19 protein-coding genes and 2 pseudogenes are annotated in these 21854 nt (G+C 71.8%); 7 read left to right on the forward strand and 14 right to left on the reverse strand.

Features of this window, described 5'->3' with window-relative positions; translation table 11 throughout:
* Positions 1–46 precede the first annotated feature (46 nt).
* Positions 47–1393 (reverse strand): enterobactin transporter EntS, encoded by a 1347-nt coding sequence (gene entS / locus OG207_RS40680; RefSeq protein ID WP_329106274.1) that lies wholly within the window; start codon positions 1391–1393, stop codon positions 47–49.
* Between the two features lie 39 nt (positions 1394–1432).
* The gene (locus tag OG207_RS40685) at positions 1433–1672 is read right to left on the reverse strand and encodes a phosphopantetheine-binding protein (RefSeq protein WP_329106276.1); all 240 of its coding nucleotides are present in this window, start codon (positions 1670–1672) and stop codon (positions 1433–1435) included.
* 215 nt (positions 1673–1887) lie between these two features.
* Between OG207_RS40685 and OG207_RS40690 the strand changes: the two genes are divergently transcribed.
* Positions 1888–2388 (forward strand): GNAT family N-acetyltransferase, encoded by a 501-nt coding sequence (locus OG207_RS40690; RefSeq protein WP_329106278.1) that lies wholly within the window; start codon positions 1888–1890, stop codon positions 2386–2388.
* 156 nt (positions 2389–2544) lie between these two features.
* On the opposite strand, the gene OG207_RS40695 is transcribed toward OG207_RS40690, so the two are convergent.
* The 6 genes from OG207_RS40695 to OG207_RS40720 all read right to left on the reverse strand — a co-directional run bounded on the left by OG207_RS40695 (position 2545) and on the right by OG207_RS40720 (position 8175).
* On the reverse strand, positions 2545–2751 hold the full coding sequence (locus OG207_RS40695; RefSeq protein ID WP_030386649.1) for an MbtH family protein: 207 nt from the start codon (positions 2749–2751) through the stop codon (positions 2545–2547).
* Positions 2752–2804: 53 nt separating this feature from the next.
* Complete coding sequence (locus OG207_RS40700) at positions 2805–4124, reverse strand: condensation domain-containing protein (RefSeq protein ID WP_329106282.1); 1320 nt, start codon at positions 4122–4124, stop codon at positions 2805–2807.
* A gap of 6 nt (positions 4125–4130) precedes the next feature.
* Positions 4131–5528 carry a lysine N(6)-hydroxylase/L-ornithine N(5)-oxygenase family protein gene (locus OG207_RS40705; protein ID WP_329106284.1) on the reverse strand — a complete coding sequence of 466 codons (1398 nt, stop codon included), beginning with the start codon at positions 5526–5528 and terminating at the stop codon, positions 4131–4133.
* A 211-nt stretch (positions 5529–5739) separates the two neighbouring features.
* A complete protein-coding gene (gene argB, locus OG207_RS40710; RefSeq protein WP_329106286.1) occupies positions 5740–6693 on the reverse strand; it encodes an acetylglutamate kinase in 954 nt (317 codons plus the stop codon).
* 23 nt (positions 6694–6716) lie between these two features.
* Positions 6717–7349, reverse strand: coding sequence for an isochorismatase family protein (locus OG207_RS40715; RefSeq protein WP_329106287.1), 633 nt, complete (start codon positions 7347–7349; stop codon positions 6717–6719).
* 178 nt (positions 7350–7527) lie between these two features.
* Positions 7528–8175: a hypothetical protein gene (locus OG207_RS40720; protein ID WP_329106289.1), complete on the reverse strand. Its 648-nt coding sequence runs from the start codon at positions 8173–8175 to the stop codon at positions 7528–7530.
* A 304-nt stretch (positions 8176–8479) separates the two neighbouring features.
* Here OG207_RS40720 and OG207_RS40725 point away from each other — a divergent pair.
* Positions 8480–8873: pseudogene (locus OG207_RS40725) on the forward strand (GNAT family N-acetyltransferase); the annotation flags it as partial.
* A gap of 30 nt (positions 8874–8903) precedes the next feature.
* Here OG207_RS40725 and OG207_RS40730 read toward each other — a convergent pair.
* Entirely contained in the window at positions 8904–9299 is a 396-nt protein-coding gene (locus OG207_RS40730) for a RidA family protein (RefSeq protein WP_329108240.1), read from the reverse strand.
* Positions 9300–9436: 137 nt separating this feature from the next.
* Here OG207_RS40730 and OG207_RS40735 point away from each other — a divergent pair, with 137 nt between their 5' ends.
* From OG207_RS40735 to OG207_RS40745, 3 genes and pseudogenes are all read left to right on the forward strand, one after another.
* On the forward strand, positions 9437–10408 hold the full coding sequence (locus OG207_RS40735) for a helix-turn-helix transcriptional regulator (RefSeq protein WP_329106292.1): 972 nt from the start codon (positions 9437–9439) through the stop codon (positions 10406–10408).
* A gap of 80 nt (positions 10409–10488) precedes the next feature.
* Entirely contained in the window at positions 10489–10872 is a 384-nt protein-coding gene (locus OG207_RS40740) for a hypothetical protein (protein WP_329106294.1), read from the forward strand.
* Positions 10838–11989, forward strand: a pseudogene (locus OG207_RS40745) (IS630 family transposase). The gene OG207_RS40740 and the pseudogene OG207_RS40745 overlap by 35 nt, the downstream one beginning before the upstream one ends.
* Positions 11990–11996: 7 nt before the next feature.
* On the opposite strand, the gene OG207_RS40750 reads toward OG207_RS40745, so the two are convergent.
* Both OG207_RS40750 and OG207_RS40755 read right to left on the reverse strand, forming a co-directional pair.
* Positions 11997–12782: a class I SAM-dependent methyltransferase gene (locus OG207_RS40750; protein WP_329106296.1), complete on the reverse strand. Its 786-nt coding sequence runs from the start codon at positions 12780–12782 to the stop codon at positions 11997–11999.
* A 182-nt stretch (positions 12783–12964) separates the two neighbouring features.
* Positions 12965–14134 (reverse strand): alpha/beta hydrolase family protein, encoded by a 1170-nt coding sequence (locus OG207_RS40755; RefSeq protein WP_329106298.1) that lies wholly within the window; start codon positions 14132–14134, stop codon positions 12965–12967.
* Between the two features lie 397 nt (positions 14135–14531).
* Here OG207_RS40755 and OG207_RS40760 point away from each other — a divergent pair, with 397 nt between their 5' ends.
* Positions 14532–14957, forward strand: a complete 426-nt coding sequence (locus OG207_RS40760; protein ID WP_329106301.1) for a subtilase-type protease inhibitor — start codon at positions 14532–14534, stop codon at positions 14955–14957.
* Between the two features lie 132 nt (positions 14958–15089).
* Here the strand turns inward: OG207_RS40760 and OG207_RS40765 are convergent, their stop codons facing one another.
* The 3 genes from OG207_RS40765 to OG207_RS40775 all read right to left on the reverse strand — a co-directional run bounded on the left by OG207_RS40765 (position 15090) and on the right by OG207_RS40775 (position 20658).
* The gene (locus tag OG207_RS40765; protein ID WP_329106303.1) at positions 15090–18113 is read right to left on the reverse strand and encodes an acyltransferase family protein; all 3024 of its coding nucleotides are present in this window, start codon (positions 18111–18113) and stop codon (positions 15090–15092) included.
* A 14-nt stretch (positions 18114–18127) separates the two neighbouring features.
* On the reverse strand, positions 18128–19810 hold the full coding sequence (locus OG207_RS40770) for a glycosyltransferase family 2 protein (RefSeq protein WP_329106305.1): 1683 nt from the start codon (positions 19808–19810) through the stop codon (positions 18128–18130).
* A gap of 242 nt (positions 19811–20052) precedes the next feature.
* Entirely contained in the window at positions 20053–20658 is a 606-nt protein-coding gene (locus tag OG207_RS40775) for a TetR/AcrR family transcriptional regulator (protein ID WP_329106307.1), read from the reverse strand.
* A gap of 135 nt (positions 20659–20793) precedes the next feature.
* On the opposite strand from OG207_RS40775, the gene OG207_RS40780 reads away from it, so the two are divergent.
* Positions 20794–21732: an alpha/beta fold hydrolase gene (locus tag OG207_RS40780; protein WP_329106308.1), complete on the forward strand. Its 939-nt coding sequence runs from the start codon at positions 20794–20796 to the stop codon at positions 21730–21732.
* Positions 21733–21854: the final 122 nt, after the last annotated feature.

Below are 21854 nucleotides of genomic sequence, written 5' to 3' on the forward strand. Positions count from 1 at the left end.
GAGGTCGACGGGATGCGGGGGCCTGCGGGCAGGCGGGGGAGCCCCGTTAGACGGCGGGGGCGGCGGGGGCTGCGGGCTTCAGACCGGCGGTTCCGGTGTCGGTGCCGGTTCCGGGCCCGCCGTCGTGACCGCCCTCCTCCTCCTGCTCCTCGCGGGGAAGGGTGGCCCTGCGCAGGCCGGGTACGGCGATCGCCACGGCGACGGCGGCCACGGCGCAGATCGCGCCGTTGACGACGGCCGCCCCGCCGGGGCTGAACCAACGGGCGAGGGCGGCGACCTCGACGTCGCCGACGACGCCTCCGGTGGTGCCCTGCGTGGTGATGACGCTGACGATGCGGCCGCGCAGCCGGTCGGGGGTGCTGTGCTGGACGAGCGCGTACTCGAGGATCTCGTACACCGTGCCGGCGGCGCCGCCCAGGGCGAGCAGCGCGAAGGCGACCCAGATGTTGCCGCTGAGTCCGAAGCCCACGGCGGACAGGCCGCCCGTGAAGGCCGCGATGATCAGCAGTCGGCCGGGCCGGGCGGCCCGGGTCAGCCAGCCGCTCGTGGCGGAGACGGCGACCGCGCCGACGGCGGGGGCGGTGTAGAGGAGCCCGAGCATGACCTCGCCGCCGTGGAACTGACGGTCGACCATCTCGGGGAAGAGCACCACCGGGAGGTTGAAGAGGGCCATCACGCCGCCGAGGGCGAGCAGGCCGCCGACGACGCGGTTGCGCACGGCGTACCTGAAGGCCACCAGCAGCGATCCGCTGTCAGCGCCGTACTCCTCGTCGTCCTCGTCGTCCTTGACCGGGGGCAGGGGCCGGATCCGGGAGATCAGGAGGGTGGTGACGGCCGTGGTGACGGCCGTGAAGGCGAAGACCGGGCCGGGCCCCCACAGTGCGAGGAGCAGGCCGCCCAGGAACGGCGCGCTGACGGAGCCGATCTCACCGGTCAGCGAGATGAGGGCACCCGCGGCGGGAAGTTGGTCGGGGCGCACGAGCGTCGGGGCGACGGCCATCAGGGCCGTTACGCTGACGCCCGTGGCGAGGCCGTCCCAGGCGACGCACACGTAGATGCCCCACAGGGTCGGGTCCGGCAGCATCGCGTTCACGGCGAGGCCGGCGAAGGCGAGGGCGGCGGCGCCGCGGGCGCACACGATCAGCCGCCGGCGGTCGGTCCGGTCGGCCATGACGCCGCCCCAGAGCGAGCCGAGCAGCACGGTGACGCTCATGATCATGCTGACGACGGCGACGTTGAAGGTGGACCGTGTCAGTCCGTACACCTGGGCGGACAGGGCCACCGTCGCCATGCCGAGGCCGAACAAGGACACCACGCGGGCGATGAAGATGGCGCGGAAGTCCCCACTGGCGCGCAGGGGTTCGATGTCTATGACGAAGTCACGCAGAGGCACGGCAGGCTCCGGGGCGGGCAGGTGCGGGGGAGGGTGGGGTCAGGGCGCTGCGGTGAGCAACTCGGCCCACCGGCGCAGCGTCGGCCGTTCGGCGAGGTCCACGAAGCTGATGCGGGCGCCTTCGGCCCGCCATTTCTCGACGAGTGACATCAGGCGGATGGAGTCGAGTCCCTGGTCCAGCAGGTCCTCTTCCAGGGAGACGTCGGCGGGCTCCGTGTAGAGCACGTCGGCGACGTCGCGGACCAGTCGGTCGAGCGTGAAGGGCGGGGAAGCGGACATGGCGGGACTCTTTCCTCGGGATCGGCGGAAGGGCGGGCGACGGCAGCACGTCAGCGTTCCATTAGGTAAGGCTTACCTAACTAAATGCAAAGGTGCACGTCAAGCCGGGTGTGACGAAGAGGCGGCCGCCGCTTTGATGAACTGGCCTCTGGGTGTGATGCGTTGGGTCGAGAGGCGGAATTGTGGCTCAATTTAGGGAAGGCTAACCTAAGTTCGTGATTACTGCCGCCACCCCCCGTCCCCCGCTGTACGTCACGGACGGCCTCCCGCCGCTGGTCCGGCGCGCGCGTCTGCACGACGCTCCCGCCCTGCACGCCCTCTCACTGGCCTTCATCCGCTCCGGCGCCCTGCGGCCCCGCAGCATCGACCACTACCTGGCGCACGCCGGGGAGTTCCTCCTCGCGACCGGTCGCGGTCGCACCTCGGTCCTGGGCTGCCTCGCCCTGAGCGACGAGGGGGAGGGCGCCGCCGTGCTCTACAACTTCTGCGTCGCCCGGGGGAACCAGGGCCAGGGGCTGGGTGCCGCGCTGCTGCGCGCCGCGCTCGCCGACGCCCGGAGCCGCCTCGTGCGGGAGGTCTTCACGGCGACCACGAGTGGTGCAGCCTTCTTCCGGCGGCACGGCTTCGTGCCGGCCGGCCCGGGGCGGGCGCCCGCCGCCTGGGCCGGGGCGCTGGACCCCGCACGCGGCTCGGAGGTGCTCTCCAGGAGGCTGTGACCCCCATGGGGGTGTCGTGACGATGAGGCCGGGCTCGCCGATCCGGCCTCATCGACAAGGCGCCTCCTACGGCCCGCACGCGCGCGGGGCCGGACCGGAGGACGTGCTCCGGTCCGGCCCCGCCCACGGGTCTACGGGGCCGGGCGGCCCCGGGGATCAGCTCCTGGCGACCAGGCTGGCGGGCCGCATGTCGGTCCAGTGCGTCTCCGTGTACGCGGCGCAGCCCTCTCGGCTGTCCTCGCCGTGCACGACGGTCCAGCCCGCGGGAACCTCCGCGAAGGCGGGCCAGAGCGAGTGCTGGTTCTCGGCGTTCACGAGCACGAAGTAGCGGGCGTCGTCGTCCTCGAACGGGTTGGTGGCCATGGTGTCTCTCCTTTGGATGATGACCGGGACGGTCGTTTCGGGGATGGGATGGATCAGGGGTGGACGGGCGAGGCCAACAGGGAGGCGACCGGTACGTCGGGGGCGCGGCAGAGGGCTGCGAGGTCCTCGGTGAACAGACGGGCGAACCGGGCCGGTTCGGCCTCCTCGTAGAGTGCCGGGTTCGCGTCGAAGTCCAGGCGCAGCCGCCCGTCGGGGTTCGCCGCGGCGGACACCGACAGGTCGTCCACCGGCCCCGAGGCGAGGCTGACGACCCGGCCGCGGATCGCGGCGAAGGCCAGCTCCGTCTCGAACGGCCGCAGGTTGACCAGCGGCCCGGGGACGCGGCCGCCCCCGTACTCCGGCCACACCTCGCGCGCCAGTTCCTCGCCGCGCAGCCGCTGGTGCCGGCGGAGCAGGGCCAGCTCGCCGGCCGCCGTGCCCAGCAGTGACCGGAAGGTGTCCGCCCCTCGGACGGGCAGCCGCACCGGCAGGACGTTCACGGCCGTCGCGGGCACCCGTAGCGTCCCCGGGGCGGTCCGTGCCGCCGCGTACACGGCGAGGACCGCCTCGCGCGCGCCGACCTGCGCGGTCACCCGCACCGCGGTCGCGGCGAGCACGACCTCGGCCCAGGTGACGCGCGCGGAACGGGCGACGGCCCGTACGGCCGCGCCGTCCGCCGCGTCGAGGTGGACGGTGTGGCGCCGCGCGGTGTCCTGGGCCGGTGCCGCCCGTCCGGCGGGGGACGCGGGGGCGGGGCGGTCGGCGTACCGCCCCGTCCAGTACCGCCGGTCCGCGGCCTGCGCCGCCGAGCCGGTGTAGGCGCGGTCCGCGTCGGTCAGTACGGAGACCGGTGCGAAGGGAGTCGGGCCGGGCGGGCGGCCCTGCACCAGGGCCGTGTAGACCTCGGCGATCCGCCGGCTCAGCAGCGCCACCCCGTACCCGTCGACCGCCAGCAGGTGGAAGTACTGCACCAGCAGGTGGTGTTCGGGGCCGACCGTGACGAGCAGGGTCCCGGTGAGGTCGGGCGCGAGGCCGGTGCCCGACGGGGCGGTGAGCAACTCGGGCCGGGGTGGACAGGCCAGCTGGCCCCGTACCAGGTCGACGGCGGCACCCACCGGGTCGGCCGCCGCGGAGGTGTCCAGGCGCGGCAGGCCGCTCCGGGTCATCAGGTGCGAGCGGAGCCAGGGGGCCTCGTCGAGGGTGCGCAGCACGGCCTCGTCGAGCGCCGACGTGTCGAGCGGGCCCACGAGCTCGATGTACTGGCCCACGTTGTGGCCGGCGTACGAGGGATCCGCGTTCTGCGCCGCCAGGACGTGCGCCTGCGCCGCCGTGAGTCCGGCCGGCCCGGCAGCCGGGGGATCGGTGCGCGGCACGGCCGCTCAGCCCCGGTGGGCGGGGACGCCGTCGGCGACGGCCGCCGCCCTGGTCGCCCGTGCGGCCCGCACCTCGCGCTCGGCGACGCGCAGCAGCAGGGAGTCGCAGATCTCGCCCGAGCGCACGGCCAGCGTGGACAGCAGCGAGGCGGTGATGCCGTGGGAGTGCTCGGCGGCGGCGCCCTGGACGTAGATGCCGGCGCGGACGCGGTCGGTGGTCTCCACCCGGTGGTCGCGTCCCACGCGCAGCCTGCCCTGTCCGTCCGTGAGGCACTCCCCGGCCAGGTCGCCGAGCAGCTCGGCCGGCTCGGTGGGCCGGTAGCCGGTGGCCAGCACCACCGCGTCGCAGTCGAGGGCGAGGGTCTCTCCCGTGGTGAGGGAGCGCACCACGGCCCGCGCCCCGTCGGGGAGTTCCTCCACGGCGGTCAGGGCGGTCGCGTTCAGTATGCGCAGCCGTTCGGTGCCGGCGACCTTCTCCTGGTAGACGGTCCGGTACAGCTGCTCGATCAGTTCGCCGTCCACCACCGCGTAGTTGGTGTTGGCGTGGTAGCCGATGAGCTGCTGCTTGACCTCCTCCGGGGCGCTGAAGAACTCGTCGACGGCGGCCGGGTCGAAGATCCGGTTGGCGAACGGGCTGTCGTCGGCCGGGCTGTACCCGTACCGGGTGAACACGGCGCACACCTCGGCGTCCGGGAACGTGCGGTGCAGGTGGTCGGCGGTCTCGGCGGCGGACTGTCCGGCGCCGACGACGACGAACCGGCGGTGGGGACGGACCGTCAGTAGCGGTGCGCGGTGCAGCAGGTCGCGGTTGTGCCAGACGTGCGGGCCGGTGCTGATCCCGTCCGGGACGCGGGGGCGCAGCCCGGTCCCGAGCACGAGGTTGCGGGTGCGGGTGGTGCGCGGCGTCCCGGCGCCGGCCGTGGGCCGGGTGATGACGTCCAGCAGGTCTGCGGCGCCGTCCGGACCTGCCGGGCGTACCTCCACGGCCTCGGTGGCGTAGTCGACCAGCCCGCCGAAGGAGGCGGCGCACCACCGGAAGTAGTCGTGGAATTCGAGGCGGGTGGGGAAGAAGGACTTCTGGTTGATGAAGTCGGCCAGCCGGTCCCGGTCCTGCAGGTAGTGCAGGAAGCTGAAGGAGCTTCCCGGATTGCGCATCGTCACCAGGTCCTTCAGGAAGGAGACCTGCATGGTGGCCCCTTCGAGGAGCATGCCCCGGTGCCATCCGAAGTCGTCCTGGCGCTCGATGAACGAGGACCGGATCGCCTCGCCGGGGGCGCATCGGCCGTTGTGCTCCCGGATCGCTATCGCCAGGGCCAGGTTGGCCGGCCCGAAGCCGATGCCCACCAGGTCCCTGATGTCCGGGAGAGCGTCCCCGGGTGTGGAGCTCGCGTGCGGTGCGGACATGCCCATCCTTCCTCGGTCCTACCCTATTTGGTTAGGTAAGGCTGGCCTAACATCTCTGACGGGCCGGAAGCTGTCAAGTTGGACCCGGGGCTCTCTCGATCCGCACCAACCCGGTTTGCTGCCGGCGGATTTGGGCACGCAGAGGGCCCCGGAGCCGCAGTGGCTCCGGGGTGGGGCGGGAGGGGGCCGGGCAGGTCGACCTCCTCCCGGTTCAGTGGGGGCGGTGCTCCCTGTGCGGTGCGCCGCGCGTCGAACCGTGCGTCGAACCGTGCGGCCAACCGTCCCGAGGCGCGTCGGGCACGACCGTGGTGCCGGTGTGCTCGTCGGCGAAGACCTCCAGGACCAGGGCGTGCGGAACTCTGCCGTCCAGTACGTGCGCCATCCGTACCCCGGAGCGCACCGCACGCAGGCAGCCCTCCATCTTGGGCACCATGCCGCCCGCCATCGAGGGCAGCAGTTCCGCCAGCTCGCCGGCCGTGAGCCGGTCGATGATCTCCGTGCTGTGCGGCCAGTCCGCATAGAGGCCCGCGACGTCGGTGAGCATCACCAGCTTCTCGGCGTCCAGGGCCTCGGCGAGGGCGGCGGCCGCGAGGTCCGCGTTGATGTTGTAGACGTCGTCGTCGTGGGCTCCCCGGGCGATGGGGGAGATCACGGGGATGCGCCCCCGCTCCAGGAGCCCCCGTACGGTGTCGGGGTCGACGTGCACGATGTCGCCCACCAGGCCGATGTCCACCTCGACGCCGTCCACCACGGCCGGCCGCCGCACGGCGGACAGGGTGCGGGCGTCCTCGCCGGTCATCCCCACGGCAAAGGCTCCGTGACGGTTGATCAGCCCGACGATGTCCCGTTGGACCTGCCCGGCCAGCACCATGCGGACGACTTCCATCACGGCGGGGGTCGTCACCCGTAGCCCCGCCGCGAACCGGACCTCCAGCGAGAGCTGTTCGAGCATCGCGCTGATCTGGGGGCCGCCGCCGTGCACGACGACCGGCCGGAGCCCCGCGTAGCGCAGGGAGACCACGTCCTGGGCGAAGGCCGCCTTCAGCTCCTCGTTCACCATGGCGTTGCCGCCGAACTTGACCACGACGGTGCGTCCTTGGAACCGCTCCAGCCACGGCAGGGCCTCGATGAGTGTGCGCGCCCGTGGCGCCGCCCGTCCGCTCATGGGGTGGGGTGTGCGGTCGTCATTCAAGCTTCCAGTTCGTCGATGAGGGTCGTGGTGGTGTGTACGACGGCGCCCCGTGCGGCCGTCCAGCGCAGGGCCAGCGCGTGTTCCTCCGCGGAGGTGTCCGCGACCGCGTCGGCGACGACGAACGGCTGGATGTCGTTCATGAACGCGTCCGCGGCGGTGAGCAGCACGCCGGCGTGCGCGAACACGTCGCACAGGATCAGCTGGTCCCGGCCCGTGGTGCGCAGGATGCGCTCCAAGTGGCTGCGCAGGAAGGCGTTGTGCCGCACGTTGGTGATCACGTGCTCTCCCCGGTGCGGGGTCAGCTCCTCGATGATGGCCGCGTCGGGGTCGGCCACCGGTTCGGTCTCCATCTCGGCCGCGAGACCCCGCTGTTCGGGGCGCTCGCCCGCCGGTACGGTGCTGAAGACGACCGGGAGGCCGAGCCGCCGTGCGGACCTGCGCAGGTCGGTGATGTTGCCGATCAGGTCCACGAGGGGTGAGTGATCGCGGGGGAAGGGCCGCAGCAGATGGTTCTGCATGTTGTGTATCAACAGGGCGGCCCGGTCGGGGTCGACGGACCAAGGTGCCACGGAGTGCGGCACGAGGTCCGGGGTGGGCATGGGGTAGGGGTCGATGGTCACAGGGCCCACGGCTGGATCTCCTTGTCACCGGCGCTGCGCGGAGCGTCGGTGGTGAACGGGCGCGCGGAGCTCGACGGGGGTGGAGGACACCCCGACCCCCATCGTCTAGTTAGCTTAGCCTAACCTAAATTTGTCGTGGGGAGGGTGGGCGGGGCCCTCCGAATTCGTTCCTCGTGCGATCGGGTGTTCAGTCCCGTCGCGTCGCACGGTCGCCCAATCCGCCCGAGGCGGCGTCCGATTGGCTGTCCGGGGACAGGAGGGGGTCGTCGAGCTGCACGATCCGGTACCCGACCCGCCGGCTCGCTGCTTTGGGGGGTCTGTGCCGCCGACCCGCGCCGGCCTGCATCGAGCGTGCCCGCTGGGCCGCCGCGATCAGGGCGCCCACCGGCGGCGCCTCGGCGCGCAGGCGGTTGAACCCGCGCACGGAGATGCCCACGAGGGTCGCCGCGGCCGGCCAGGCGGCCCCTTTGCGGATCGCGTTCAGCATCAGCTGTAACGCGGCCGGGGTGGGCGTCGCCCCCGGGTTCAGCCCGTGCGCCTCGGCCAGTGCGTGCGCGGCGCGGAGCGCCGTGGTGAAGCTGGCGTCGATCTCCAGCCACTCGCGCAGGATGCGCTCGGGGACGCCGGCCGCCGCCGCGCATCCGGGGATGGTCAGTCCCTGTGCCGCCCCGCGGAGGGCGTCCGCCATTCGGGCGATCGTTTCCTCCCGCTGACTGGGCGTGCGACGCAGTGCGTCGCGCAGTGCCCGGTCCATCTCCTCCTGGGAGCTCATCCACGCCAGTACTTCATCGGCCCACTCGTCCTGCTGCGCTTGGTCGCGCGCTTTGTCCTGCATCCCCACACCCCCAGTCTTAGGTAAGCCTAACCTAATAGTGAAGTGCAAGGGGAGATGTGCGACCGTAGTCGTGGGATTCCCGGGACGCGTAGGCCCCGCCCCAACTCGGCCAGGCAGTAAGGTGGTTGAACATTGAACCGACCCCGTCGACCGGTAGGTGCATCACTCATGGCCGAACAGTGTGCCGTAGGCGACGGTCGACGGTGCGCGGATCGTCTATCTCGCCTGATAAGAGGCTGAAACCGGCCAAAGGTCGCGGCGCGGATCGCCGCAGCGGAGACGCTCGCCGACGGTGGCTGCCGGGGCGTTCCCGGAAGTACCCGGGCGACGCCCCCGGCCTCTTCGTGGTCGCCGTCGACGGAGCGATGATCGGCATGATCACACTTGATCGGCGCGCCGCGGAGCGTTCGGGGCACGTCCGCCCCGAGGCCGGGGAGACCGAACTCGGCTACATGTTCCTCCCGGAGGCGTGGGGACACGGGTACGCCACCGAGGCGTGTGCGGCGGCACTCGACTGGTTCGCCGACGCCCATCCGCGCGAGCCGTTGGTCCTCTGCACCCAGAGCGCCAACGACGGCTCGATGCGCCTCGCGGCGAAGCTGGGTTTCACCGAGGTGGAGGGGTTCGAGGACTACGGCGCCGAGCAGTGGTTCGGCGTGCGGTCCCCGCTCCCGCCGTCCGGCCACCGCAGGGGCTGAGCCGCGGCGCACGCCCCCGCGCCGGTCGGATCAGGCGACGGCGGTCCCTTCGAGCTCGACCAGCTGGCCGGGGACGGCCAGTCGGGTCACCCCGAGCATCGTGGTGGTCGGCGCCACGCCGGCGGCTCCCAACCGGGCCGCCAGCCCGCCGTAGTGCGGGAAGAGCCGGTCGACGTCGGTCGTGTACACGTTGAGCCGCACGAGGTTCGCGAGGGACATGCCGGCTTCACCGAGCACGGCCTCCAGGTTGTCGATGCTCAGCGCCAACTGCGCCGCCATGTCACCTTCGTGCCGGGGCGTGCCGTCGTCGCCCATCGCCGTCTGCCCTGAGACGTACAGGGTCCGCGCGTGCCCGGAGACCACCTCGCCCTGGTTGAACCCCAGCTCCACCGACCAGGTCACCGGGTTGATCGCCGTTCGTTCCATCGCCACGTCAGCTCCATTCGATCCATCGGGAGTACGTACGCCCACCGGCTCGGCAGCAACCGGTCCTCGACGTCGTGTGGACGACCCTTCCAAGAAATCACGACACCCTTGGTCAGGTATTCCGTTACGGTTCCCGCATGCGCGCCGACCGATTGGTCTCCCTGGTGCTGCTCCTGCGCCGGCGCGGTCGGTTGACCGCGGACACGCTGGCCCGCGAGCTGCAGGTATCCACCCGCACCGTGTTGCGCGACATCGAGGCACTGTCGGCAGCCGGCGTCCCGGTCTACGCCGAACGCGGTCGGCACGGCGGATTCGAGTTGTTGCCCGGTTTCCGGACCGAACTCACCGGACTGAACCACGACGAGGCCCTGGCCCTGCTGGCCGCCGGACCGGGGCGCGGCGAGCAGGCGTTCGGCCTCGGCTCGGCGCTCGCTTCGGCCCTGCGCAAGGTGGTCGACGCGCTGCCCGAAAGCCACCAGGCCACCGCCAGCGACGCGGCCCGCCGCCTTCTCGTCGAGCCCGAGACCGACCTGCTCTCACGCAGACGGGTCGCGGAGGAGGTGCCCGGCGCCACCATGATCGAGGTACGGCGCGCGGTGCTCGCCGGACACAAGCTGCGCATCCACTACGCGGCCGCCGGCCAGCCCCCGCAGTGGCGCACGGTGGACCCGATCGGCCTGGTCACCGTACGCGACCGGGCCTACCTGCTGGCCACGCGATCCGGCGCGGACCGTACCTACCGGCTGTCGCGGGTCCTGGCCGCCGAGGAACTCCCCGAAACCGCCCAGCGCCCCAACCGGGTCGATCTGGACCGGATCTGGCGGGAACGCGCCGCGCGGTTCCTGAGCGACGACCACATCACCGTGCTGGTACGGGTGAACGCGGCGCGGCGGGAGGACCTGCTGGACACCGCGCTGACCGTGCGCGCCGAAGAACCCGACCCGGACGGCCGGCTGCGGCTGGAGCTGACCTTCCAGGATCCACGACACGCCGAATGGGCCGTGTGGCAGCTCGGCACGGACGCGGAAGCCCTGGCCCCGCAGTCGTTGCGCACCGCCCTGCGCGAGCGTGCCGCCGCCCTCGCCGCCCGCTACGAAGACCCTTCCTGAGCGCTAGTGCCACATCAGGCAACGTTTGCCTCGGTCTTGCCGGTCGCGTGCGGATCACATGGGGCACGTAGTCTCGCGGGATGCACTCTCATCTGAGCTTTGAGAACCCTCCCGCGCTGCCTCACGAGGTGGTGGTTGAGGTGTTGGAGCGGGCCCTGCGTGACCGCTCGGCAGAGGGCGAGGCGGCGAGCGTTCTGGTCGGGAGCGCGTTGAACGACGACGATCGGGAGTTCATCGAGCACTGGTGCATGGAGGTCGGAACGCGGGCTGTGCCGGGCAGTCCTCTGCTCGGGCTGGCGGGCCTGTGCCTGGGGCATACGGCTCGGCGCTTCGGGCGTCTGAGCAATGAGGCCCTTGCGCTGGCGGAGTCGCTGACGGTGCGGGCCGAGGCGGATGCCTCGGATGTGGACGGGCGGGCTCTGGACGGCTTTGACGACATCCGGAGTTTCCTGCACCTGTGGTGAGGCTGGTCGCTGCGGCGATGACGAGGGGCGGCGACTGCTGCGGATCATCCGCAGGGGCACCGGGTCGGTGGTGACCTGGCGGCGGGCCCAGATGGTGCTGCTGTCCGCGCAGGGCATGCCGGTGGCGAGGATCGCCGAGGTGTCGTTCACCAGTGACGATCGTGTCAGAGGCGTGATCCACAACTTCAACACGGACGGCTTCGACTCGCTGTATCCGAAGTACAAGGGCGGCCGACCGAAGACGTTCACACTGCCTGAACGCCGCGAGATCAAGAAGATCGCCAAGTCCAAGCCGACCGAGCATGACCTGCCGTTTTCGACCTGGAGCCTGACCAAACTGGCGGACTTCCTGGTCTCCGAGGGGGTGGTCGACGACATCAGCCACGAAGGCCTGCGCATCCTGCTCCGCGAGGAAGGCGTCTCCTTTCAACGCCTGAAGACCTGGAAGACCTCCCGCGACCCGGACTAAGCGGCCAAGAAGGCCCGCGTCGAGCACCTCTATGCGATCGCCGACGGCGAAGTCATACCAGAGGACAGCGAGCCCGAAGTCATCTTCTGCATGAACGAGTTCGGACCTCTCCATCTGATGCCGCACCCGGGCCGGCAGTGGGCCGAACGCGGAGGCAAGCACAAGGATTCCGACCGTGAGCCCCGCAGACGGCGCCGGGCGACCTACAACCGCTACGGCGGAGTGCGGCATCTGTACGCCGCCCTGGACCTGGCCAAGGACAAGCTCTACGGCCACATCAAGCCGGTCAAGAAGCGGACACAGTTCCTGGAGTTCTGCCGCTACCTGCGGACGCTCTACCCGCGAGAGGTCCGGATCGCGATCGTCAGTGACAACTTCTCCCCGCACTTGACCACGAAGAGGGGTCAGCGGGTCGGCACCTGGGCTACGGCGAACAACGTCGAGATCGCCTACACCCCGACCAACAGCTCCTGGCTCAACCGCATCGAGGCCCAGTTCACGGCCTTGCGCTACTTCACCCTCGACGGCACAGACCACGCCGACCACAAAGAACAGGGCAGCATGAACCGCCGCTACATCATCTGGCGAAACCGCCACGCCGACGACCGACGCCTACGCGCCGTCGTCGACAGGGCAAACGTTGCCTGAGACGGCACTAGCTCGTGGCGCGCAGCCGGGCCGCGGAGTAGGCCGGGGCGCCGAGCGCCAGCAGACGGAAGAGGCCCGCGGCCGCACGGTGGCCGATGCTGATGCGTTCCATCACCCGGTGGTCACCGATCCACTCCCAGCCGGGTGCCACGGCGGCGAGCCCGCGGCCGCCCCGGGCGCCGGAGCGGAACTGCGCCCCCGTCGCCTTGACGATGGGATGCCGGCCGCTGAGCGCGACCTTCGGGTGGAAGAAGTCCGCCACCAGCTCGGCGGCGGGGAAGGCGGACCGGCAGGAGGTCAGGAAGGCCTTCAGGCCGGCCGGGTCCAGGTACATCAGGACGCCCTCGGCCAGGACCAGTACGTTGCGCCGCTCCCCGACGAGGGGCAGCAGCTGATCCGCCCAGCCGGGCTCGGTGACCGAGGCGGCGAACACGCGGGAGTGGTCCCCGGGCAGCAGTTCCGCCCGCAACCGCACGACCTCGGGCACGTCGACGCCGAGCCAGGTGACGGAGGCCGGCAAGGCGCCCGCGAGCCGCTCGGCGCGGGTGTCGAGACCGATGCCCACCGAGACGACCACCGCGTCGGGGTGTTCCCGACAGAAGGCGGCGGTCAACTCGTCGAAGACGATGGCCCGGTGGACGGAGCCGAGCGCATTGCTCCGGTCGGTCAGGACCTCGGGCGCGCGGTATCCGGTCGAGGCCAGTACGGAGGCGGCGGCCGGGTCGCGGAACGCCGTGCCCGGGAGGAGCTCGGCCGCGTGGGCACGGCCGTAGAGGGGGGTCAGCAGGGTCATGGCCACCCCGCTCAGGCATGGGCGGCGCCGCCGCCCTCGGAGGTGTTCGACATGCGCGTGGACTCCTCGGTTCGACTCGGTTCAACTCGGTTCAACTCGGTTGTACGGTTGGACGGTTCGACTCAGAACGGTGCGGGTGCGGGGGCGCCCGCCGGGGCGGGCGGGCGCCCCCGCACAGGGCGTCAGCTGCGGTGGAACACGACTTCAGGGTCGGCCGCCGTCGGACCGTCCAGGCGCGGCGCCGGCTTCCCGCGCAGGTGCAGGTCGAAGAAGTCGCCGACGTACGCCCGGGTGATCTGCTGGGAGCGGGTGCCCGACAGCGGTGTCTCCGGGTGCGGGTACCCGACCTGGTCACCCAGTACGGGCCAGTCGGTGAAACCGGGATGTCCCGCCCCCGTGACGGTCAGCCAGCGCTTCCAGCCGTTCAGCCGGGGCCAGGTGTCCTCCCAGGAGGTGTCGGGGAAGTCGGGCGACAGCAGGGCGGGGTCACCGGCGAGCATCAGGAAGGGGCGCCCGCCGAGCCCGGTCTGGGGTACGGGCGTGAAGAAGGTGCCGTCCATGTTGACCCCGGCGTCCACGCGCGGGTCGACGGCCATGGTGGCCGATGCGGCCGCACCGCCGATCGAATGCCCGGCCATGCCGATGTGCCGGGGGTCGATCAGCCAGGAGTACCGCCACGCCGGGTGCGGGCCGGTCAACCGGTCCAGGACGAACGGGACGTCACGGGCCCGGCCGTCGGAGACCCGGTGCAGCGACCCGTCGGGGAACACCTGCTCGCACGCCTTGCAGGTGAGTATCCGGCCGCCGGGGAAGACGGTGCCGTCCGACTCGTAGGCGTGGTCCACCGCCGCGACGACGTACCCGCGACTGGCGAGCTCCTCCGCCAGGGTGGTCAGCGAGGAACGGGGCATGGTGAAGCCGGGGGAGAGCACGATCAGGGGGTAGCGGTTCGCGGCGGGCCGGGGCAGCGCGTCCGTCCGCGCGTTCGTGCGGGTGGCCGCGACGCGTTCGGGGGTGACGTACTCACCCAGTTGCCCCCGGTCGGTCAGCAGTGCCTTGGCCTCGGGAGCGCTCATGTAGGGAGCCGGACTTCCGGTGTTCGCGAGCGCCGGGTAGTAGAGCGACAGGAGTAATTCCCGATCGGCCGTGGGAACCCAGGGGTCCTTGCGCTCCCGGTCCACCAGGTGGAGGGTGTCGCGTCCCACGGCGAAGCCGCCGGTGGGGCGCGGGAGTTCGAGTCTGGAGACGCCGGCCGGGGCGGACGCGGCCGCGGCCGGCGTGACGAGTGTGCCGGGCGCGGCGAGGACCAGGCCGGTCGCCACCGCCGTCAGCACGCGGATGATCTTCTTCATGCCGGCATCGTAAGGCATTTTTAGGCAAGGCTTACCTAACTTTTCCGAGATGTCGTCGAGTTGGTTCGCCGGACTGCGACGCTCTGGGTGTTCGAGCGTGCACATTCGGTCAAGCTGAGTGGCCGTCGGGTGAACCGTGCGCGGCCGGCAGCAGGTCGGAGAGGGGTGGGGCCGCACGTCGCGGGCGGCGTGACCGGGGTCGGGGTGTGGTGGTGGAGTGGACGGGATGCCCGTGAGCAGCCCGAACGGCCATTCGCTTGCCGATATGCGGACGCCATGTCCGTAAATCGGTGGTGGATGTGCGACTTGGCTTCACGTCAGACAGTCTGAACCCGCAACGGCGCGATATCGAAACCAAATATCGCGTTCAACCTTTGAATCGAAAGAGAGTTTTGTCGTGCGCCACCGCATCGCAGCTGCCTCCGCCGCCACGCTCCTTTGTCTGGTCGGCACCACTGGCATGGCAGCCGCCCAGCCCTCCAGCCTGTACGCCCCGTCCGCCCTGGTGTTCACCGTCGCGCAGGGCGACGACGTAGCCACCTCCACCATCCTCCGGGCCTCCACCCTCAGCTGCGCCCCGACCGCGCAGGGCACCCACCCGGACCCGCAGGCCGCCTGCGCCGCCCTCAACTCCACCGGCGGAGCGCTGGACCGTCTGCTGGCTTCACCGAACCCGGACCGCGCCTGCCCGATGCACTACGCCCCGGTCACCGTCACCGCCGACGGCGTGTGGAAGGGCAGCCGTGTCGCCTGGAAGCACACCTTCTCCAACACCTGCGTGATGTCCGCGACCCTGGGCGGGAACTCCGTCTTCGCGTTCTGATCCCACATCCGACCTGTGCCGCGCAGGCGCCGGGCGTGCTCCGGGTCTCCCGTGGAGCGCGCCCCGCTCACGGACCGTCAACCGGACCGGAGCGAGGCGCTCCCCCCTCCACAGGTCTGTACCCCGACGCGTCTACGCGGTCCGCTCCCGGGTGGAGACGGTGACGTGGTCCACCCGCATCGCACGGCCCGGCTCGGTGGCCGGACCTGCGCTCGCGCCGTCGGCGAGCGGCAGGTTGCCACCGATCGCCACGTTGAGGATCAGGAACAGTCCGTGGTCCACGGCCGCCTGCCACGTCGCGGGGTCCATCCGGTCGGCGGTCACCCGGTGGTGCGCGCGCCCGTCCAGGTACCAGCGCACCTCCTGCGCGCCGGGCGCGAGGTCGACCTCGACGGCGTACGAATGGAACGCCGTACGGCAGCCGGCGCACGGCTGCGGACCGGAGGTCAGGCCGGCGGGCTCCCGGCACGGACCCCCTTCCAGGACACCGCAGTGCATCGTGGCGAAGACGGTGTCCCGCCCGTTCACGGACTCCATGACGTCGAGCTCCCCGACGCCCGGCCACCCCGTGTACCCGTCGCGCAGCGGCGCCCCCAGGGTCCAGAAGGCCGGCCAGTATCCCGCCGCCTTCTCCCCGGTCACGTCCGGCAGGGCGATCGACGCCTCGATCCGCAGGACCCCGCCGGGCGGGGGCGCGAAGTCGGAGCGCCGCGTCTCGATCCGCCCCGAACTCCACCGCCCGTCCTTGCGGGTGGGCACGATCTCCAGCGCGCCCTTCCCGTCGAGGCGGACGTTGTCGGTCGAGTCGGTCATGGTCTCGATCTCGCCGGTGCCCCATTGCGGCGCGGGGCAGCCCGGGTAGCAGGTGCCGATGTCGTGGATCCAGTCGGCGGCGGACGGAGGGGTACCCGCCGGGCCGTCGAAGTCGTCGCGCAGCAGCCGCGTCCACCCGTCCGCTCCCGGCGCCGTCCCCGGTGTCGCTCCACCCGTTGCGGGCAGCAACCCGGCCTCCGCGAGCAGCCGTTCCAGCCGGTCGGTCAGGACCACGGCCGCCGCGTTGGTTAGGTGGGCGTCGTCCCGGTAGAGCAGGATCCGGTCGAGCACGGCCGGGCAGGTCGGCCCGTCGCCCGGGCACAGGACCTGGTTCACGCCGACGCTCCGTACGCCGGGCAGGGCTCCGGACGCGATCCGCTGCGCCAGCGGATCCGGCAGCTGGGCGTCCGCGCGGCTGAACGCGCAGTCGGCCGGCGATCCCGGACTGCCGGACACACACGCCGGGATGTCCCGGCCGGGTACGGGCGTGTCCTCGACGTAGACGATCGGCGCCCCCAGGGCCCGGAGCGGCGTCAGCGTCTTCTCCCAGGCCTCGGCCAGCAGCTCTGCGTCGGCGGTGTACCGGTTGAGCGAAGAGATCACGATCAGGCGCGGCTTGGGCTGCTGCCGCAGCCGCTCCAGGGAGTCCGCCCGCCAGGTGTCGCACTCCCGGTAGGCACGCCCGAGCTGCGGGCTGTCCACCGTCAGTTCCGGCAGCGGGCACCCCTGCTTCACCAACTCCTGCAGCGCCCAGCCCCGTTCGGCGGCCAGCGCGAGCATCGGGGAGAACCACTGCCCCGCGTGCGAGTCCCCGAGCAGCACGATCCGGTCCGGGCTGTCCACCGCGCCGAACAGGCAGTCGGGGCTGCGCGTCTCGGCCGGGGCGACCTCGCAGGCCCCGTCCGGCGGGAAGTCCCCCCGTGCCTGGGCGGGACTGGGCACCACCGGTCCGTCGGCGAGCGGCGCACCGGCCGTGCGGGCGAGCAGGGTGGGGCCCGAGGCGGCGCCCGGGGGCAACCCCCGGGTGTCGACCGGGCCGGCCGGACCCAGCACGCGCAGGGTCGTCGTACCCACCACCAGCGCGAGGGCCACCGGCAGCACGATCGCCGACACGCCCACCGACAGTCCGCGGCGGGGGAGTTCGGAGACCGTGCGGCTGCGGCGCAGCGGCTGCTCCACCCAGCGCATGGTGGCGAGGGCGGGCAGTACGGCCGCCAGTGTCAGCGCGGTCTTCGCGGCCCAGCCGAGCGTGCCGAGCCTGGCCTCGGCGAGGACCAGCACCGGCCAGTGCCACAGGTACAGGGTGTAGGAGAGCCGCCCGACGGCCCGGGGCGCCCGTCCCGCCAGCAGCCGCCCCACGTCCCACGGCCCTTGCGCGTGCCGTTCGCCCCGGCCGGGTATCGCGGCGAGGATCACGGCGGCGGTGGCCAGGGTCGGTACGAGCGCCGCGTAGCCCGGGTACGGGGTCCCGGCGTCGTACGACACGACGCACCAGCCGATCGCCGCGGCCCCGGCCCAGCCGCACAGCAGCCGCAACGGGCGCGGACCGCGCATCAGGTGCCAGGGCAGCAGGGCGAGCAGCGCCCCGACACCGAACTGCCAGACCCGCGAGGCAGTTCCGAGGTACGCGAGCGATACGGAGTGCTCGGTCCAGAACACCGCCAGCGCGAACGAGGCCAGGGTGAGCGGGGCGGCGGCCAGCACCACGAGGAGCCGGACCGCCCGGCCCCGGCGGACCGCCCGGGCCGCGCTCAGCACCAGCACCGCCAGCAGCGGGGCCCAGAACAGGTAGAACTGTTCCTCGACGGCGAGGGACCAGAAGTGCAGCAGCGGGCTCTGGTCGTGCCCGGCGGCGAGGTAGTCGGTCTGCTGCGCCACGAACCGCCAGTTGGCGAAGGACAGGGCCGCCGCGACGACGTCGTGCTCCATGTCGGTGCGGCGCAGCGGTACGGTCAACCAGGCGCCGGCGACGGCCACCACGGCGAGCACCACGGCGGCGGAGGGCAGCAGCCGACGGGCCCGCCGGGAGAAGAAGTCACCGAGGTGGATCCGGCCGGTGGTGATCGCCTCCCGGACCAGCAGGCCGGTGATGAGGTAGCCGGAGATGACGAAGAAGACGTCCACGCCGACGAAGCCACCGGTCGCCCCGGGAATGCCGGCATGGAAGGCCAGCACCGCGAGGACGGCGACCGCGCGCAGACCCTCGATGTCGGGCCGGAAGGCGGACCGGTGCGGGCTCGGCCCGGACTCGTTGCCCGAGCGGGATCCGGACGGCATCTCTGCGGCCCCGGGAGCGACGCTCCCGCGGGGCCTGCGCCGGCCGGGTGTCACGAGGAAGGACATGCGGACGGTGCCTTTCAACTCAGCCAGGGGAGCATCGGGTCGACCCACCCCGAAGCCAGCAGTCCGGTCAGGAGGAGGACCGCGGAAGCGGCGACGGTCTCGGGCCAGCGGCGCGGCAGCACGCCGCCGCGCGGGCGCAGCGCGGCACGCACCCGGGCGCGCACCGGCCCCGCCTCCGGGTACAGCTCGGCCACCAGGTCCCGGATCAGCGGGACGTTGATCTGGCACTGCACCAGGAGGTAGAGGAGCAGCCCCCAGTTGGGCTCCCAGCCGCCCCGGGCCACGGCCAGCGCGAGGCCGATGGCCGCGGCGCCGTTGGAGAGGACGAGCCAGACGAGCGAGACGGTCACCACCCGGCGGGCCATCCCGCCCGGAGCTCCCGTACTCCGCGCGCCGGTGGGCACCCAGGCGGCGGTCCGCCCCCGCAGCGTGTGCACGAACGCGGTCGCGGCGGCCACGCTGGTCAGGACGTTCGCCCGGATGACCTCCACCCGCCAGCGGGTACGGCTGATCCGCGGCAGCAACACGTGCCACAGCCACAGCGGGGCGAGCAGGGGCAGTACGTGCCAGGGCCGGATCTGGTCCGGGAACCAGAACATCATCACCAGCGGCGGCAACGGCGCAGCGAAGGTGTTCACGGCGGTGGTCAGATAGCCGACGATGCCCTCGTAGAAGCACAGCCGCATCCGCCAGGGCGCGCCCATCCGCCGCAGCACGGGCGTGCCGAGCAGGTGGAGGTTGCCCATCGCCCACCGGTACTGCTGGTTGACGAAGGAAGTGACCCGGTCGGGCGAGGTGCCCTTGGCGACCAGCACCGGTACGTACAGGGTGCGGAACCCCTGCTCGTGCAGGGCGAGCCCGGTGTACAGGTCCTCGCTGTGGTCGAGCCGGGCGAAGCCGCCGGCCAGGTCGATCGCGCTGCGCCGGTACACGGCGTTGCTGCCGCAGCAGATGGCGGCGTCGCTCGCGTCCCGGGACGGCTGGATCCAGCGGAAGAACCACTCCTGCGCGGAGCCGGCGGCCCGCTGGATCCACCCCATGTTCTCGTCGGTGTCGAAGCACTGCGGGCTCTGCACGATGCCGACGGCCGGGTCGGCCAGGTAGGGCACGAGGTGGCGCAGGAAGTCCGGCCGCGGGGCGAAGTCCGCGTCCAGGATCGCGATGAACTCGGCGCTGCTCAGGGTGAGCGCGTGGTTGAGGTTGCCGGCCTTCTTCAGGTGCCCCCGGTCGGGCCGTACGACGTACTCGTAGCCGTACGAGGCGGCCAGCGCAGCGACTTCGGGCCGGTCGGCGTCGTCCAGGACCCAGACGGTCAGCGCGCCGGGCCAGTCGACGGCCGCAACCGCGCGGTAGGCGTTGCCCAGGACGTCGAGCGGCTCGCCGCAGGTGGGCAGGTACAGATCGACGTCCGGCAGGCTCGCGGGCTGCCAGGCGTGGACGAGCACCTCGTGCGACTGCCGGGTGAGCCGGCGCTGGCGCAGGCTGTTGACGCTGGACAGGGCGAGGGCGACGAGGTTGAGCCCGAGGACGGCGAGGAACGCCCATAGGGCCGGTGTCCGCAGGGCGAAGGTGAACATGGTCGCCGCCGTGAACACGAAGGCGAGCGAGGTACTCACGAGGACCCAGCGGCGCTGCGGACCGAAATACCAGAAGAGTTCTTCGTCGGATGGTGGTTGCGGAAGATGATGAAAGGTCATAAAGCCCCCCACGGCCGTGCATGTACCCGTTTCAGGTGGCCCATCCTAATACCAAAGGTATAGACCAGTTGTTGCGAGAGTGTGGCACCGGAGTCAATGCGCCACGGTTTGGCGCGACTTCAATGGTCCAGACCTCTCGGTCCACCATTCGACCGGCCGTGTCCGGCGGCTCCGGGAAGGCGCGGGTCACGTAGGGGTGAACAGTCCTGGAACTCGCCGGGGCGGGCCGCGGCCGGTCGGGGTCAGGTGGTGGTGAAGATCCGGTCGAGGTGGTGGTGGAGCACCGCGACGGCCGACTCGGGCCCCCGTTGGCCCACCAGGATGCTGGTGCCCATGGTCGCCGTCATGGCGAGCAGGCTGATCGCCTCCGTGCGCGCGTCGACGCCCGGGTCGGCTGCGCCGCTCTCCTGAGCCTGCCGGAGCAGGCCGGCGACGGCGTTCTCCGCGGCGTCGGGGTTGTCGATGAACGGCTGGGCGGCGAGCGCCTCGTCGGTCACGGACAGGATCGAGTACGAGCTGTAGAGGAGGTGGAAGGTGCGGCCCTCCTCGTCGGTGGGGAGGGAGGCCAGGAGCAGTGCCTCGATGGTCGCGCGGGGGCCCGGGTTCGGGCCGACGGCGCGCAGGCGCTCGCCCACGCGTGCGGTGAAGCGGTCCGTGAGGTGCTGGAGTCCGTAGAAGAGCAGCTTCTCCTTGGTCTCGAAGTAGTACTGCACGAGTCGCAGCGACACCCCCGCCTCTGCTGCGACGTCGCGCATGCCGACGGCGTGCAGTCCGCGCCGCCCGGCCACCCGGATGAGCGCCTCGGCGATCTGGGCCCGCCGTTCCTCGTGGTCCACGCGCTTCGGCATGTCCTGTCTCCGCCCGTCCGTGTGCGCTCGCGTTCGCGGTCCGGACCGCCCGGACCCTTTCATGGTACCGCTGTACCATCTTTATGGTACGTTCGTATTACGAAGAATGGATCTTCGAAGAACCGGAGGTGCCCCGTGCCTGAGAACCCCACCCGAACCCGTCCGCGCCGCGACGTCGGCCGCTACGTGAGCGACGAGCTGCGCGACCGGTACTTCGCCGCGGGCGACGCGCTCTACGCGATGGGTGCACCCGCCCGCTACGAGACGGAAGTCGAGACCAGCTTCGGCACCACGCACGTCTACCGCTACGGCCCCGACGACCCGGCCGCGGAGTCCCGTACTCCGGTCGTTCTGATCCACGGCGCCGGCTACTCCTCGGCCATGTGGTACCCCAACACCCCCGCGCTCAGCGCCGAACGCCCCGTCTACGCGCTCGACACCCCCGGTGACGCCGGCCGCAGCATCCACCGCGAACCCATGTGGCAGCCCGAGCGCGCGGCCCAGTGGCTCGACGAGGCGCTGGAGGGACTGGGCCTCGACCGCGTACACCTCGTCGGCTCCTCCTACGGGGGCTGGCTCGTGCTCAACCAGGCGCACCGCCGGAGCGGTCGACTCGCCTCCGTCACGCTCCTCGACCCGGGCGGCCTGGAGAAGGTGGGCCTGCGCTTCTTCGCCTGGGTCTTCGTCAGCCTCTTCGCCAGCTTCGCGCCCAAGGCGCTGCGCCCGCGCCTCGCCGCCTGGCTTGAGCAGCCGGTCATCGTCGTGCCCGAGCTGCGCAAGTGGGTCCAGCTGGGTGCCCGGGCCTTCCGGATCCGGCGCCCGGCGCCCCTGCCGCTGGCCGAGGACGCGCTGCGCTCCATCCGCACCCCCCTCTACCTCGTCCTGGGCAAGCGCAGCCTGCTCGTCCACCCCAAGCGCCAGCTGGAACGCGTACCGCGCCTGATACCCGGCGCTCGCGCCGAGATCGTCGCCGCGACCGGCCACGGACCGCAGATCGACCACCCCGACCTGGTCAACGCGCGGATGCTGAGCTTCATGGAGGACGTCGACTCCCTCGCCCCGGCCGGCGCCTGAGCCGGGCCCGGCGGCTCCGGATCGCGTGGGCAGGTCCGGAAGTGACGTGCCGCTTGTCCGGATCGTCGCTGTTCATCCCGGTCCGGCGGGGCAAGGATGTCTCCCTGCGGTTCGGCTTTCCA

This window comes from Streptomyces sp. NBC_01439 (assembly GCF_036227605.1).
Taxonomy (GTDB): Bacteria; Actinomycetota; Actinomycetes; order Streptomycetales; family Streptomycetaceae; genus Streptomyces.